Below are 15019 nucleotides of genomic sequence, written 5' to 3' on the forward strand. Positions count from 1 at the left end.
TTTTGCGCACTCGCAGACATTCATCGTGGACACAATCCACGATGCGCGCTGTCGCGCTGATATACACGAAAGAAAAATAATGACTTTTGAATCACTAGGCCTCCACGCGTCCATCATCAAAGCACTGACCGAATCCGGCTACACAGCCCCAACTGGTGTGCAAGCTCAGGCGATCCCTGCAGCAATTGAAGGCCGCGATATGATGGTTTCGTCGCAAACAGGCTCCGGCAAGACTGCAGCATTCATGTTGCCTGCCCTGCACAAATTCGCCTCCGAAGGCGACCAGCCGCAAACCGGCAGAACTCCTAACCAAGAAGCGCAATCGGCCCGTTCACGTGGCGATCGCCCTCGTTTCAAACCTGCACAACCGAAAATGCTGGTGTTGACCCCAACCCGCGAACTCGCACTGCAAGTTACTACATCGACTGACAAATACGGCGCGTTCATGAAACGCGTCAAGGCTGTATCCATCCTGGGTGGTATGCCTTACCCGAAACAAATGCAATTGTTGTCGCGTAATCCTGAAATTCTGGTGGCAACCCCTGGTCGTCTGATCGACCACATGGAATCGGGCAAGATCGACTTCTCGCAACTGCAAATCCTGGTACTGGATGAAGCAGATCGTATGCTGGACATGGGCTTTATCGACGACATCGAAAAAATCGTCGCAGCAACACCGGAAGGCCGTCAAACCATGCTGTTCTCGGCGACCCTCGACGGTATGGTCGGCAACATGGCGAAACGCATCACCAAAGATCCATTGATCATCCAGATCGCCAGCTCCGCTACCAAGCACGAAAACATCAAGCAATGCATCCACTTCGTTGACGACCTGTCGCACAAGAATCGCATGCTGGACCACCTGCTGCGCGACGAAACCCTGGATCAGGCTGTGGTCTTCACCGCTACCAAACGTGATGCAGACACCATCGCTGATCGTCTGAACATCGCTGGTTTCGCTGCTGCTGCATTGCACGGCGACATGCACCAGGGCGCGCGTAACCGCACCCTGGACGGCTTGCGTCGTGGCCAGATCCGCGTATTGGTAGCGACTGACGTTGCTGCACGTGGTATCGACGTTCCTGGCATCACCCACGTCGTCAACTACGATTTGCCAAAATTCCCGGAAGACTACGTGCACCGTATCGGTCGTACCGGTCGTGCCGGTCGTAACGGTATCGCAGTATCGCTGGTGAACCACGCAGAAAGCATGAACGTTAAACGTATCGAACGTTTCATCAAGCAATTGATCCCGGTCGAAGTCATCGAAGGTTTTGAACCAAAACGCAGCGCGTCGACCTCGCGTCCTAACCACAAACCAGGTGGCTGGAAACCAGGCGACAACCGCAACTCCAAACCAGGTCAACGCACCTTCAGCAAGCCTAACGCACCGCGTAAAGACGGCAACAGCTACGGCAAAGGTCCACGTACCGGTGATGCAGGCGCGACACGTCGTCCATTTGGCGAGCGTTAATCAACACTGAATCAGCACTGAAGTCTTGCTGACTTCAAACTAAAAGGCCGGGTCCATAAGACCCGGCCTTTTTTATTTACACTTTGATTTATCGCGCTAGACCGCCTTGGCCATGCGCAGCTGCGCAATACGAGAGGCGTCATAACCCAGCACTTGTTGCAGGATCTCATCCGTATGCTCACCCAGCAATGGCGCTGGTGTCACAACCGCGGGCGATGCCGACAACTTGATCGGCATCCCTACCGTCCAGTACTTGCCACGCTTTGCATGATCGACTTCGATATACATTTCGCGTGCATGCAAATGTTCATTCTCTGCCAGCTCGGAAGTAGACAGCACCGGGCCGCAAGGCACATCGATTTCATTCAGCACTGCCATCAGTTCACTCTTGGTGTATTGCGCGGCGAAGCCATTCAATATTGCCCACATCGCCTGCTGATTGGCGCGACGACCATCGATAGTGGCAAAGCGCGGATCTTCCAGCAAATGCTCGCCGCCCACCAGCTTCGCCAGCGCAGGCCATACGGCTTCCTGCACCACGACGTACAGATATTCCTCGGCACCACCGCGCGCGCACCACAAGACATTGCCCAACTGGCCGCCGCCGGAATCATTACCGCCACGCGGCACTGAAAACAATCCTTCGGTCGGTACCGAGTACTCGGGCAAGGGTCCGCTTTGCAGACGCTCGTGATCGCGCATTTTCATACGGATCAGATTCAGTACGCTATCCATCATCGCTACTTCGACGTACTGTCCTTCGCCGTACTGCACGCGGTGATGCAGCGCAGCCAGGATGCCGATGACAAAATGCAGGCCGGTACCGGAATCACCGACCTGTGCGCCTGACACGCACGGCGGCCCATCGCTGAAACCGGTGGTCGCCATCGCGCCACCCATGGCTTGCGCGACGTTTTCATACGCTTTGAAATCGGCATACGGACCGGTCGAACCAAAGCCTTTGATAGACGCCATGATGATCATAGGATTGATCGCGTGCACCCGCTCCCAGGTAAAGCCAAAACGGTCCAGCACACCAGGGCCGAAGTTTTCCATCAGCACATCGCACTTGGTCAGGAGGTCAGCGAAGATGGCCTTGCCCTCATCCGTTTTCATGTTCACGGTAAGAGAACGCTTATTGCAATTCAGCGTACCAAAGTAAAGACTGTCGACACCAGGAATGTCACGCAACTGACCGCGTGTGATGTCGCCTTGTGGTGGTTCAAGTTTGATGACGTCCGCACCCATCCATGCCAACAACTGTGAAGCCGAAGGACCGGCTTGTACGTGGGTCATATCAAGAATGCGGAGACCTGCAAGCGCTTTACTCATAGTACTTCCTTTAATTCAGTTCAAATGGAGAAATCCAGGCCAGGCTTCCATGCAAGATAGCCTGTGCCGGGCAACAGCATGTTTGCGTATCTGCATGCGCTGCCGGGATTTAATAGGGATGCTCTATGGCCATACACGCGACCAGCCCGGTAGTCGCGATGACCATGTCATCCGGTATGCCGTTTATTTTGAACTGTTAAAGAATTGGCGGAAACTGTATATTTACGTCGTTTTCCGCCAAATTGGTTTACTTCCTAGCCTATGACTATCCAGGTCGCCATCCTCGCCTTTCCGGGCGTGCAATTACTCGACATCGCCGGTCCTGCCGATGTGTTCATGGAAGCGGCGCGCCAACTCAATGACGCCTCCGCCTATCGTGTACACATCATAGGTACCGAATCCGGCCCGTTCAAATCTTCGTCCGGCTTGCAGGTCACACCCGACGCCACACTGCAAACATACAGAGGCAACATCGATACGCTACTGGTGGCGGGCAGTCCGGATACCGACGTCATCACAGAGAACAGCACACGCGATGCGTGGCTGCGCAAACGTGCGAAGAATGTGCGACGCATGGGTTCGGTTTGCACCGGTGCATTGATACTCGGGATGGCAGGCCTGCTCGAAGGCAAACGCATCACCACGCATTGGAACAGCGCAGAAAAACTCGCCGCCATGTTCCCACACACCGAAGTCGATCCGGATTGCATCTACCTGCGCGACGGTCAGCTCTACACCTCAGCTGGTGTCACTGCCGGCATGGATCTGGCATTAGCGATGGTGGAAGAGGATTACGGCCGTGAACTGGCGCTCAGGGTCGCGCGCGAGATGGTGATGTTCGTCAAACGGCCAGGCGGTCAATCGCAATACAGTACCCACCTCGCAGCACAACAAACGGAAGGTTCGGCGATCGGCCACATACAAGCGTATGTACTCGCCAATTTACGCGCTGATTTGTCAGTGCCTGCACTGGCCGAACGTGCACGCATGAGTGAGCGCAGTTTCTCCCGCATCTTTAAAGCGGAAAGCGGCAGCACGCCCGCCTCCTTCGTCGAAGCTGCCAGGCTGGACCACGCACGTCGCCTCATAGAAGAACAAAAGCAGCCACTGAAACGCATAGCGCAACGCTGTGGCTTCAGCAGCCTGGATGCGATGCGTAAAGCGTTTATGCGGCGGATTTCGATAGGCCCGGCCGAGTATCGGCGGCGCTTCGCCGCTAAGGAATAGCGCCCGGCGAAATTTCGTCAAATGTCGTTTTTCAGCCATTTACCCACATGGCCATTTTTTATACATAGATCATTTTCAGCCACATCTGCGCTCATGTCATGACGCGCTTCCACCTTCTACGGACAAGCCAAAAATAGGCGTGGCAATGCCTTTCCATACTGTGCAGAATCGTTTTCGAACCATCCGATAAGCGCCTTGCAGCTGCTCCGCAGACGTCTTGTTCAAGTGGTGATTTTTATCTGGAACAGGCGCTTTCAAGACTAGCTACCGAAAATGCCAATCCAGCCAAGCAAACGATTAAAAGGAATGCATATCATGAGTAAGCCATTAGACGGCATCAAGATTATCGACTTTACCCACGTCCAGGCCGGTCCTTCCTGTGCCCAGCAATTGGCGTGGTTCGGTGCCGACGTCATCAAGGTAGAACGTCCAGGTTCCGGCGATGCAACGCGCACTTCCCTGCGCGACATTCCAGATGCCGATGCCCTGTACTTCACCATGTTGAACAGCAACAAACGTTCACTCACACTGGACACCAAGAAAGCAGCGGGCAAGGAAGTGCTGGAAAAACTGATCCGTACCTCGGACATCATGATCGAGAACTTCGCACCAGGCGCGTTGGATCGCATGGGCTTCACCTGGGAGCACATCCAGAGCCTGAACCCGCGCCTGATTCTGGCATCGGTCAAAGGTTTCAGCGATGGTCACTTCTATGAAGACTTGAAGGTCTACGATAACGTGGCACAGGCAGCAGGTGGTGCGGCAACCACTACCGGTTTCTGGGACGGCCCACCGACCATCAGCGGCGCGGCACTCGGCGACAGCAACACCGGCATGCATCTGACCATCGGTATCCTCGCTGCACTCCAGCATCGTCACCTGACCGGTCTCGGGCAAAAGGTTGCCGTCTCGATGCAGGATGCCGTATTGAACCTGTGCCGCGTCAAACTGCGCGACCAGCAGCGCCTGGAACGCACCGGTGTACTGGAAGAATATCCACAGTACCCGCACGGCACTTTCACCGACGTCGTACCACGCGGTGGTAACGCCGGCGGCGGCGGTCAGCCAGGCTGGATCCTGAAATGCAAAGGCTGGGAACAAGATCCGAACGCTTACATCTACTTCACCATCCAGGGCACGGCATGGGAAGCAACTGCACGCGCGATTGGCAAACCTGAATGGGTCAACGATCCTGCGTATGCGACCGCCAAAGCACGTCAAGACAAGATCTTCGATATCTTTGGCTACATCGAAACCTGGCTGGCAGATAAAACCAAGTTCGAAGCAATTGAAATCCTGCGCAAATTCGACATCCCTTGCGGCCCGGTCTTGTCGATGAAAGAAATTGCGTATGACGAATCGCTGCGTCGTAGCAAGTCCATCGTCGAAGTCGAGCACAAAGTCCGCGGTAAATACCTGACCGTCGGCAGCCCGATCAAGATGTCCGGTGCCACCGTGGAAATCACAGGTTCGCCGCTGCTGGGTGAGCACACTGATGAAGTACTGGCAGAACTGGGGTACTCGGCCGAGCAAATCGCCGAGATCCACAGCGCAGAAGCGGTGTAAGCCAGCGTTACTGATCGAGCAAACAGCCCCGTTACGACGGGGCTTTTTATTTGGCAGGGAATATCAGTGCAAACACCGTCAGACCATCTTTTTCACTGCGCACCGCGACTTTACCACCATGCAGGGTCATGATGGATTGCACTATCGCCAGACCCAATCCAGCCGAACTCGCTGTGTTGGACCGTGCTGCATCAGCACGGTAAAAGCGATCAAACAGATGTGGGATGTGTTCTGTCGCAATCCCGGGGCCAGGATTGACGATACGTATCGTGGCACCGTCTGTCCTGGTCTCACCATGCAGTGAAATAACTTCTCCGCGCGGGGTATAACGGATCGCGTTCGCCACCAGATTACCGAGTGCGCGTCGCAGCAGGATGGCATCTGCATAGACCTTGCCTTGCGCGTGGACTGCTATCCGTACCCCCGCTTCTTCCGCCAGGCCTTCAAAGTAATCAGCGATACGCTGCAACTCTTCCGCCAGTGAAACCACGCTTTTATTCACCACTACATGCGTATGTTCGGCGCGCGCCAGGAACAACATGCTTTCTACCATGCGCGCCAGCCGCTCATACTCCTCCACATTGGAGATCAGCAGCGTCTGGTAATCCTCCACGCTCCTCGCCTGCACCAGCGCCACCTGCGTCTGCACCATCAGGTTGTTGATAGGCGTACGCAAATCATGTGCGAGGTCGGCGGAAAACTGACTGAGCCGTTGAAAGCTACTATCCAGTCTATCCAGCATCGCATTAAACGCTTGCACCAGGTCATGCAGCTCTTGAGGAGCCGAAGCAATATCAAGCCGCTTATCCAATTTATGCGCAGTGACGGATCGGGCTTGCGCCGCAATCATACGTAGCGGACGCAAGCCACGCCGCACCAGAAAGTAGCCAGAAATTGCCACCAGCAGGGTTCCGGCCAACGCCGCTATCCACACTTCCATCCGGTAAGCCTTCAGTAACTCCATGCGATCCGACGCCGTACGTGCCACCACGATGAGTATTTGCTCACCGTTCATCAATCTGCTTTTGGTTGCAATTGCGCGCGCGGCCAAACCATGGGAAGTCCACAGCAAAGTGATGGCCTTTTGCGTGACCGCCATATCGGCAGGCAATACCGAAATCACAGGCAAATGCCCCTGGTCAGCATTCGTATGCAGGATGGTCTCTCCATTCATTTCCTTCAGCATGACGATCAGGCGGTCATGATGGGCGGCGGCATCCAGAAAGGCATGCGGGTTGGCGCGTATCGCCGCGCTGCTTCCCGACTCTTCGACCAGATGGCGCATCAGCGTAATCTTCCCTATCAATTCCTGATCATCGCGATACTCCAGCTGATTGAACAAGGAGCGATACAAATACGTACCCACGGCAATAAAAGTGAAGATGGCGACCAGGAAGAACAACAAACCTATCCTGGTCGTCAGGGACATATGCCGGATCAGCTTCATTCTCCCGCCTCCAGCACATAACCGATACCGCGCACTGTCTGTATCAGCTTGTGCGCATACGCATCATCCAGTTTGGCGCGCAAGCGGCGTACCGCGACATCCACCACATTGGTATCGCTATCGAAGTTCATATCCCACACCTGCGAAGCGATGACCGAGCGCGACAGCACTTCGCCGCGACGCTGTGCCAACAGGTGCAATAGCGCAAACTCCTTGACCGTCAAGTCTATCCGTTCACCGTTCCGCATCACCCGGCGCTTCAATACGTCGATCTGCATATCAGCTATCTCGATCAGGCCTGATTCGCGTACCGGGCCGCGCCTTAACAAAGTGCGTACCCGGGCTGTCAGTTCCATAAACGAGAAAGGCTTGACCAGATAATCGTCTGCGCCCAATTCCAGCCCTTTGACCCGATCTTCGACTTCGTCGCGCGCGGTGAGGAAGAGCACAGGCGTGTCACGTGTCTTGCGCAGCTCGCGCAGCAAATGCCAGCCATCGAATACCGGCAACATCACATCAAGAATGACCAGGTCATAGCTATCCTGCAGCGCAAGGTGTAAACCATCTGCACCATCCCGCGCCCAATCAACCACAAAACCTGCTTCACGCAACCCCTTGCGCAGGTACTCGCCCGATTTGATTTCATCTTCAACCAAAAGTATTTTCATGCACCACTTCCCGTCTTGTATGAATCCGGATTCTCGCTGATAGCAAACCGCGGATGGATTACAAATTTGTAAAGCTGTCGTCATGTCTGTGTGCGCACTGCCTTCCTACACTGCAGTCATCGATACGTTGAACCGCAAGGAGTACAAGCAACATAGCGCAGAGATTCATGACCACAACCTTTTATCTGGAGAAATAAAATGAAACACCTCAATACAAAAATCATCGCAGCGACTGCACTCTCTATCGTTGCCGGCATCGCCTTTATCCCTGCTGCAAATGCCAGTCATGCAAGCAGCGCGCAAATCGCACAGGCCGAGGAATCCAACTATCCGGTACTCCAGTCCTACGGCCCGGCTAAAACACGTGCCGAAGTAAAACGCGAACTGCAAGAAGCGTATGAAAAAGGGCTGATGTCGGTTCGTGATAGTGACTATCCGGTCCTGCCGCAAGAAAAAAGCACCAAGACACGCGAGCAAATCAAAAAAGAGCTGGAACAAAGCAAACGCAGCGGCGAAAGCAAGCGTATCGACAGAGAGTTGTACAGCGGCTAAGCTGGCGCCAGATGGCATATTGCATAGCAGGGGCAGATCCGGAAGTGCATCTGCCCCCTTTTTATTTTTCCGTCCGCAGTACCATCCTGCGCACATCCGCATCACTTCCGCTGCTCGCGGTACGCATGCAGGTCTTCCGATGCCCTCGGCGCGTCATACTCCTCCAGCAGGTAAAGCGGCCGCCGTTTGCTTTCAACAAACAGCCGCCCCAGGTACTCACCGATAATCCCTATCGCCATTAACTGCAGGCCACCGAGGATCATCACAGTCACGATGAGGGTGGGAAAACCCTTTACTGATTCGCCGACCAACAAGGTTTTAAGGAAGAAGTAAGCCGCGTAAATAAAAGTAATGCCGGCACAAGCCAAACCGAGATAAGTAGCAATCTTCAGCGGCGCAACCGAAAAGCCGGTAATCCCCTCCAGTGCAAAATTCCAGAGTCGCCAGTACTGCCATTTGCTCTTGCCCGCCACCCGCGCATCGCGGTTATAGTCCAGCGTCACATTGCGATAACCTATCCATGCGAACAAACCCTTCATGAAGCGGTTTCTTTCTTCGAGCAAATTCAGCGCATCAACCGCGCGCCGGCTGAGCAAACGGAAATCGCCGACATCTTCCGGCACCGGTACTTCACTCAGGCGGTTGATGACGCGATAAAAAGCATGTGCGGTCGCCTTCTTGAACCACGACTCACCGCTGCGCTGCAACCGGCGCATATTGACGATGTCGGCACCGGCCAGCCAGGCATCCAGCATCGCCGGTATCAGCTCGGGCGGGTCTTGCAAGTCTGCGTCTATGATGATGACGGCGTCGCCGCTTGCCAGGCTCAGGCCCGCACTCATCGCTTCTTCCTTGCCGAAATTCCGCGTAAAACGGGCCACGCCAACGCGTGCATTGGCAGCCTTTATTTGCTGCAGGATAAGGGGTGATTGATCGGTGCTGCCGTCATCTACATAGATGATTTCCCAGTCATGCTGGATACTTTCCAACACACTTTCCAGTCGCGCATGGAACAAGGGCAATACGCTTTCTTCATTAAAAAGCGGCACCACTACTGTCAGTTTGTACGACGACAAGCCACTCCCATCAAGCCCGTGAATAGGATGCAAATTTTCCATCTGAATCTCTTTATATTTTTTCAGCTATACGTATGCCGTGCTGCAAATGCTGCGCATGCAGCGTCCTCCAATACAACCGGATGAAGTCCGGCCAGGATGCACTGCATTGTTTTGAGATTGAGGCCAGGTAACACGCGTCCGCAACGACGGACGGATTACTAGCTCAGGACAGGGGAAAAACGGGGAGGACGGAAAGGCGCGTCAGCAGTTGTGCAAGGAGACTGGACCAGATGAAAACAGGCGCCGGCGGATTTCTCTGCCGGCAGGAAGGCGAGCTGCGTACTGATACCGAGGAAAAGCTGCAGGTGACTCGCCGCATGCAGCAATTCATGTTCGACCGCGATGGAATTGCTTGCGTCAGTGCCATCCGCCAACTCGGTCTGGTGCAGCAATACAAAATCGGCAGTGGCAGTATCAGGCACTACATTGACGCTGTGTTCGAGTTCGTGGGTCAGCCAATTGAAATGATCATCGCTCCATAAGCCAACGTTGGTCACGAATGCAAACATGACCAAGACGGCGAAGGCGAAGTATTTCTTGACGGGGATATCCACGATTTAGCTTTACCAGGGTGAGTACCACTACGAAGCCCCTATTCTATCCAAATTCTGCAGCGCCGGTATGCTGCAGGCCGCATATCGGATGCACCACACCATCGTCGTGCACACCCATAGCGATGGGCATATCTCATTAACTAAGCGACATCTTCTTCGCGCATCTTGCTCCTGTAACGTCCCGGCGACATCCGCACATAACGTTTGAAGAAGCGCGCCAGGTGCGACTGGTCGGCATAGCCGCAGGCAAAGGCAATTTCTATCAGGGTGAGATTCTCGTTCCGCAAGAGGATTTTCGCTTTTTCGACCCGTAATATTTGCAGATATTGATTCGGCGTGACCCTGGCCGTTCGGCCAAAGCGCTTGAAGAAACTGGTCCTGCTCATGCCTAGGGTGGCGGCCAGCTCCGCGATCTGGAAGCCGCCATGCAAACGACCAAAAAAATAGTCGTGTATCCGCTTCATCTGCGCTTCCGACAATGGTGCCTGGCCGTTATACGCAGCGGACGGGCCTGCCATATTCATCTGCTTCGCCAAGACATTCGCCACGATAGTCCAGGCGATATAGTCACTACTCAAATTGCCGTTTTCTGTTTCATCCATCATGTTTTTGCCGGAATACAAAAAGTACATTCAATGACGTGAAGCAAATCACCATCCGCAAGAAGACGATGCCCGACCTTCAGGCAGATTGCGCAGCTTGATTTTTATGTGTTGTGAATGAAGAAAACGATGGGCATGACTAGGCCGCACCATCGAAGATGGACGTACACCGGACAAGGTGAATTTCATTGCATCCTTCCTGAATTCCTGATTACAGAAATACCATTTGATGCATCGCACCAAGTCATGAAGACCACCTCTGCGGGTGGTTTTATGTTGGTGGTTTCTGCATCTCCCTATGCCTCGGCTTGAGCGTCAGCGTGGACCATTGTCCAAGATGGCGTTCAGGAAATATTTGACGATCATCCAGATCGAGAATGATCGTCCGGAAATCTGTATGAACGGGAAGTGCATCGGATAGCGTCGCCGGCAGAAGTGCTGGAGGACTACTTTGACAATCAGCCATCCTCCCAGGAGGAAGCAAACTCAAGGGCCAAGGTTCAAAAGAGAAGCGCCCTGAACGATATTAAAAAATAAAAACACCTGTTCACGGACATGCAAACTGCCTATGAAGATGCAGCCAAATACGCGCCATGCACATAGACAGCGCATTCGCATCCTTACTCCAAAGACAATTTTTCCGAAAATAAAAATTTAAGGACGATTATCCAAAATATGAACGATAGTTAAATATCGGAAACAGCTATTTACAGATAATCCTTACAAGACAAGAACATTCCTATTGCATTGCGGCAATAAATGTTTTTGGCGGCGCGCATTCCCCAAAAAGTTTTGCGTCGCCTTGCATACCGGCTCACCCAGCCGGATCAAAACTATGGAATTGGATTAGCCATGAAAGCCTTTTCGCCAAATTTGTACGAATGTTCAATTACCACTCCACGTCGGCATTGCCTGGTCTGGTCAAGCCAAAGCGCCCTCGCCATGCTGCTGTCTTTGGGCGCTGCGCCAGCCATGGCGCAGGTCTACATAGAGAATGACGAAGTCGTCAACGTGCCGGGCACGCTGGCATCGCCGTGGAATGTCGGAGATACCCTGGTTGTCGGTTCCGTCGGTAGCGGTGAACTCAATGTCAATGCGGGCGGTATCGTCAACGCAGCCAATCTCCAGATAGGTGGCCCGGCAAGCACCAGCAGAGTGACGATAGGAGCCGGCGGCAAATTCAATAGCGGCAATATGACCATCGTAGGCTTTACCGGCGAAGGTGAATTACATATAAAGGATGGCGGTATTCTGCGCGACAGTCTCGCTTACATAAGTTTTGGCATTACTGCGCCAGGCAAGGTACATGTCACAGGTACAGGCTCACGCTGGGAAAATGACGGGGGTATCTCTATCGGCTACGATGGAGAAGCTTTACTACGTATAGCCTATGGCGGCGTCGTCAGCACACCCGTTGTAAGTATCGGGAGTTTTGGCAATGCAAACGGCACACTTGCGATCGGCGGTGCAACGGGCGCAGCCGCTGAAGCTGCCGGCACACTGGACACGCCGCTTATCTACTTTGGCTTCGGCGCTGGCCGAATCGTCTTCAATCACCTCAACGATGATTACATCTTTTCTCCCGACATCATCTCTCTCGACAACACCATGATCGGCGAAGTGCATCAGTTAGCCGGTACGACCATCCTGACCGGTGCGAATGACTATTTTGGCCGCACCACGGTCTCGGGCGGCACGCTGGCGGCTGGCGCAGCGAATCGCTTCAGTGCCAATTCGGATTACACGATAACAGCCGGTGGCACCCTCGACACCCGTGGCTTCCAGCAAACGCTGCTGAGCCTGGATAATGGTGGCCGCGTCAATATCGCCAGCAGCGGTTTGAACAATGTCTTGACCGTTAGCGGCAATTACAGCGGCAACGGTGGCAGCATCGTACTCAACACGGCACTGGGTGGCGACGACAGCGCCACCGATAAATTGAATATACAAGGTGATACAACCGGCACAACGACGGTCGTCATCAATAATATCGGCGGGGTTGGTGCCCTTACCGGTACCGGCATCAAGATCATCGATGTCGCCGGCGCTTCCAATGGCACATTCCAGCTCAAGGGCCACTACCGCATCGACAACCTGGCGGCGATGGTGGTCGGCCCATATGCATATACCCTGCAACAGAACGGTGTCGGCATTCCAGCCGATGGCGGCTGGTATTTGCACTCACGCTATCAGGCCGGCATACCAACGTATGAAAGCTATCCGCACACCTTGCTGGCGCTGAGCAGCCTGCCCAGCTTGCAGCAACGCGTCGGCAATCGCATGTGGGCAGAGCCTGATGCAAGCGCTGCGGCGACTCGCTATGGCAGCGACAAGGCCGGTACCGGGATGTGGACCAATATCGAAGGTCGGCGCGATAACATCAATCCTGCGCGCTCGACCTCCGAAGCCAGCTACAACACGGACATCTACCGGATCCAGGGCGGCATAGACGGCTTGCTCTATGAAGAAGCAGCAAGTGGCAAATTGATCGCCGGCCTCTCGGCACAATATGCGAACGGCCGCAGCGCCGTATCTTCGCCCGCCGGCAATGGCCGCATCAATACCGTCGGCTACGGTGTCGGTGCCAGCCTGACCTGGTATGGCAATAATGGCTTCTATGCCGACGGACAAGTACAGGCCAATTTTTACAATAGCGACATCAGCTCCCCGACCGCAGGCATCAGCCTGGCCAAAGGCAATGATGGCCGGGCCTATACGGCGTCGATCGAAGCCGGCCAACGTATTCGGATAGAACCCGGCTGGACGCTGACACCACAGGCGCAACTCAGTTATAGCACGGTGAAATTTGATGACTTCACCGATGGCTTCGGCGCACGCGTATCGCTGGACCAGGGCAGCAGCCTGCGCGCACGCCTGGGCCTGTCGCTGGAAAATGAAAAGATATGGCACGGCGGCAGCGGCAAGGCGAACCGTCAACATACTTACGCCATCGTCAACCTCTATAACGAATTCAAGGATGGCACGCAGGTCCATGTATCTGACCTCAGCTTCATCAATCGCAATACACGCTTGTGGGGCGGCCTGGGCCTCGGTGCTTCGTACAGCTGGGCAGATGGCAAATACATGGTCTACGGCCAGGGCAGCGTCAACACCAGCCTGAATAATTTTGGCGAAAGCACCTCGCTGGGTGCGACCGTCGGACTCCGGATCCTGTTCTAGCAATAGCTAGCCATGCCGGTATGACAGGCACGCATATATCCGGATTTGTTTTGTGCACAAAAAATTGGCCTACGCATATCAAGCGGTGTTTACAAGCGAAAAAACCCTGATAAGATGAATTTCAACAACTCCATTTATTTCTATTTTTGGATTGTATAAATCAGCAAGCAAGACCATGTGCCGACAAGTCTGTAGCAAGAATATTTCTTGATCGTCGAGGCGCAACATGAAACAAGTATTTTCAAGCGAAAACCATACTACGCCACTCCCCCTTCCCACTTCCGTTATCACGGAAGATACAGCTCGCGATCTCAGGCCATTATCATCGGCACACTCTGAATTTATCCTCAACGAAACAACATTAGTCTTTGAAAAAAAACGCGAACTCATCCAGGGCAGCGATGGCCTCGGGTGGAACAATATGGTGGCGGCGCTCACGCGCAGTCAACCCTTGGAAGATTTCGTCCCTGCCAATTCTTCGCTGTTTTTTGCCGTCCCGCTCGAAAATATGCCCCTGGCCATCGAAACCGAAGGCCGGATACACCAGGCTGAAATGCCGGCCGATAGCCACGGCATTATTGCCCCCGGCGTGAGCTACACGGTTGAATTGCAGCGGCCAGGCACCTTCTTCTATCTATTCATCAAGAATGAGATTTTGGTGAATGTAGCGGATGAGATTTTTGGCAAACGGCTGGATGACGTCGATATGTTTTCGCCTTTGCAGGAAACGGATAAAGGCTTGCAATCCCTGCTCCACAGTTGCCGCCACATGTTGAATGAATCACATGACAGCAGTTTTCGCAGCGACTATATTGCACAGGCGATAGTGGCCCAGTTCTATACGAAACATACGCAGTTGCGCGATGTACCACGGGTCATGGATAGCAGGGTGCCGCTGTCGCAGGGACAGATGAAACGGGTTAACGATTACCTGCAAGCCCATCTGCACGGCACTTTCCAAATCGCCGACCTGGCGGCCAGCATTGGCTTGAGCAGGACTGTTTTCTTTGAGCGCTTTGTACATACGATGAAGTACACGCCTAACCAGTATCTGCAAATACTCAGGGTTAATCGCGCCAAGCAATTACTACACGACCGCAAATTATCACTGGTCGATGTCGCCTTTGCCTGCGGCTATGCCGACCAGTCGCATCTGTCCCGTTTTTTCAAACGCTTTGTCGGCGTATCGCCGGGTAAATACCGCGCTGACTATATCGGCCTTACCATTTACTCGCAGGAGTAAAAAGTGCGCAATTACTGCCGGCCAAACCGTCGCGTTTCATTTTCTTGCATGCGTAT

General features: G+C 53.9%; 12 protein-coding genes. 7 read left to right on the plus strand and 5 right to left on the minus strand.

Annotated elements, in window-relative coordinates; genetic code table 11:
- The first annotated feature begins 79 nt into the window (after nt 1-79).
- A complete protein-coding gene (locus tag IXC47_RS08485) occupies nt 80-1474 on the plus strand; it encodes a DEAD/DEAH box helicase (protein WP_195875298.1) in 1395 nt (464 codons plus the stop codon).
- 96 nt (nt 1475-1570) lie between these two features.
- Here IXC47_RS08485 and frc (IXC47_RS08490) read toward each other — a convergent pair whose 3' ends face one another.
- A complete protein-coding gene (gene frc / locus IXC47_RS08490) occupies nt 1571-2806 on the minus strand; it encodes a formyl-CoA transferase (RefSeq protein WP_195875299.1) in 1236 nt (411 codons plus the stop codon).
- Between the two features lie 267 nt (nt 2807-3073).
- Between frc (IXC47_RS08490) and IXC47_RS08495 the strand changes: the two genes are divergently transcribed.
- On the plus strand, nt 3074-4033 hold the full coding sequence (locus IXC47_RS08495) for a GlxA family transcriptional regulator (RefSeq protein WP_195875398.1): 960 nt from the start codon (nt 3074-3076) through the stop codon (nt 4031-4033).
- A gap of 315 nt (nt 4034-4348) precedes the next feature.
- Nucleotides 4349-5599 (plus strand): formyl-CoA transferase, encoded by a 1251-nt coding sequence (frc, locus tag IXC47_RS08500; RefSeq protein WP_175626478.1) that lies wholly within the window; start codon nt 4349-4351, stop codon nt 5597-5599.
- A 46-nt stretch (nt 5600-5645) separates the two neighbouring features.
- Here the strand turns inward: frc (IXC47_RS08500) and IXC47_RS08505 are convergent, their stop codons facing one another.
- Complete coding sequence (locus IXC47_RS08505; RefSeq protein ID WP_195875300.1) at nt 5646-7046, minus strand: heavy metal sensor histidine kinase; 1401 nt, start codon at nt 7044-7046, stop codon at nt 5646-5648.
- Nucleotides 7043-7714, minus strand: a complete 672-nt coding sequence (locus tag IXC47_RS08510) for a heavy metal response regulator transcription factor (protein WP_195875301.1) — start codon at nt 7712-7714, stop codon at nt 7043-7045. The genes IXC47_RS08505 and IXC47_RS08510 overlap by 4 nt, the downstream gene beginning before the upstream one ends.
- A gap of 198 nt (nt 7715-7912) precedes the next feature.
- Between IXC47_RS08510 and IXC47_RS08515 the strand changes: the two genes are divergently transcribed.
- On the plus strand, nt 7913-8266 hold the full coding sequence (locus tag IXC47_RS08515) for a DUF4148 domain-containing protein (RefSeq protein ID WP_195875302.1): 354 nt from the start codon (nt 7913-7915) through the stop codon (nt 8264-8266).
- A 101-nt stretch (nt 8267-8367) separates the two neighbouring features.
- Here IXC47_RS08515 and IXC47_RS08520 read toward each other — a convergent pair whose 3' ends face one another.
- Nucleotides 8368-9384, minus strand: coding sequence for a glycosyltransferase family 2 protein (locus IXC47_RS08520; protein WP_195875303.1), 1017 nt, complete (start codon nt 9382-9384; stop codon nt 8368-8370).
- 230 nt (nt 9385-9614) lie between these two features.
- On the opposite strand from IXC47_RS08520, the gene IXC47_RS08525 reads away from it, so the two are divergent.
- The gene (locus IXC47_RS08525) at nt 9615-9866 is read left to right on the plus strand and encodes a hypothetical protein (protein WP_195875304.1); all 252 of its coding nucleotides are present in this window, start codon (nt 9615-9617) and stop codon (nt 9864-9866) included.
- Between the two features lie 212 nt (nt 9867-10078).
- On the opposite strand, the gene IXC47_RS08530 is transcribed toward IXC47_RS08525, so the two are convergent.
- The gene (locus IXC47_RS08530; protein ID WP_230089465.1) at nt 10079-10543 is read right to left on the minus strand and encodes a helix-turn-helix transcriptional regulator; all 465 of its coding nucleotides are present in this window, start codon (nt 10541-10543) and stop codon (nt 10079-10081) included.
- 939 nt (nt 10544-11482) lie between these two features.
- Here IXC47_RS08530 and IXC47_RS08535 point away from each other — a divergent pair.
- Both IXC47_RS08535 and IXC47_RS08540 read left to right on the plus strand, forming a co-directional pair.
- Nucleotides 11483-13720, plus strand: coding sequence for an autotransporter family protein (locus IXC47_RS08535; protein ID WP_195875305.1), 2238 nt, complete (start codon nt 11483-11485; stop codon nt 13718-13720).
- A gap of 226 nt (nt 13721-13946) precedes the next feature.
- Nucleotides 13947-14963 (plus strand): helix-turn-helix domain-containing protein, encoded by a 1017-nt coding sequence (locus IXC47_RS08540; protein WP_195875306.1) that lies wholly within the window; start codon nt 13947-13949, stop codon nt 14961-14963.
- The last annotated feature ends 56 nt before the right edge of the window (nt 14964-15019 follow it).

This window comes from Herminiimonas contaminans (genome assembly GCF_015645465.1).
In the GTDB taxonomy this organism is placed as follows: domain Bacteria; phylum Pseudomonadota; class Gammaproteobacteria; order Burkholderiales; family Burkholderiaceae_D; genus Oxalicibacterium; species Oxalicibacterium contaminans.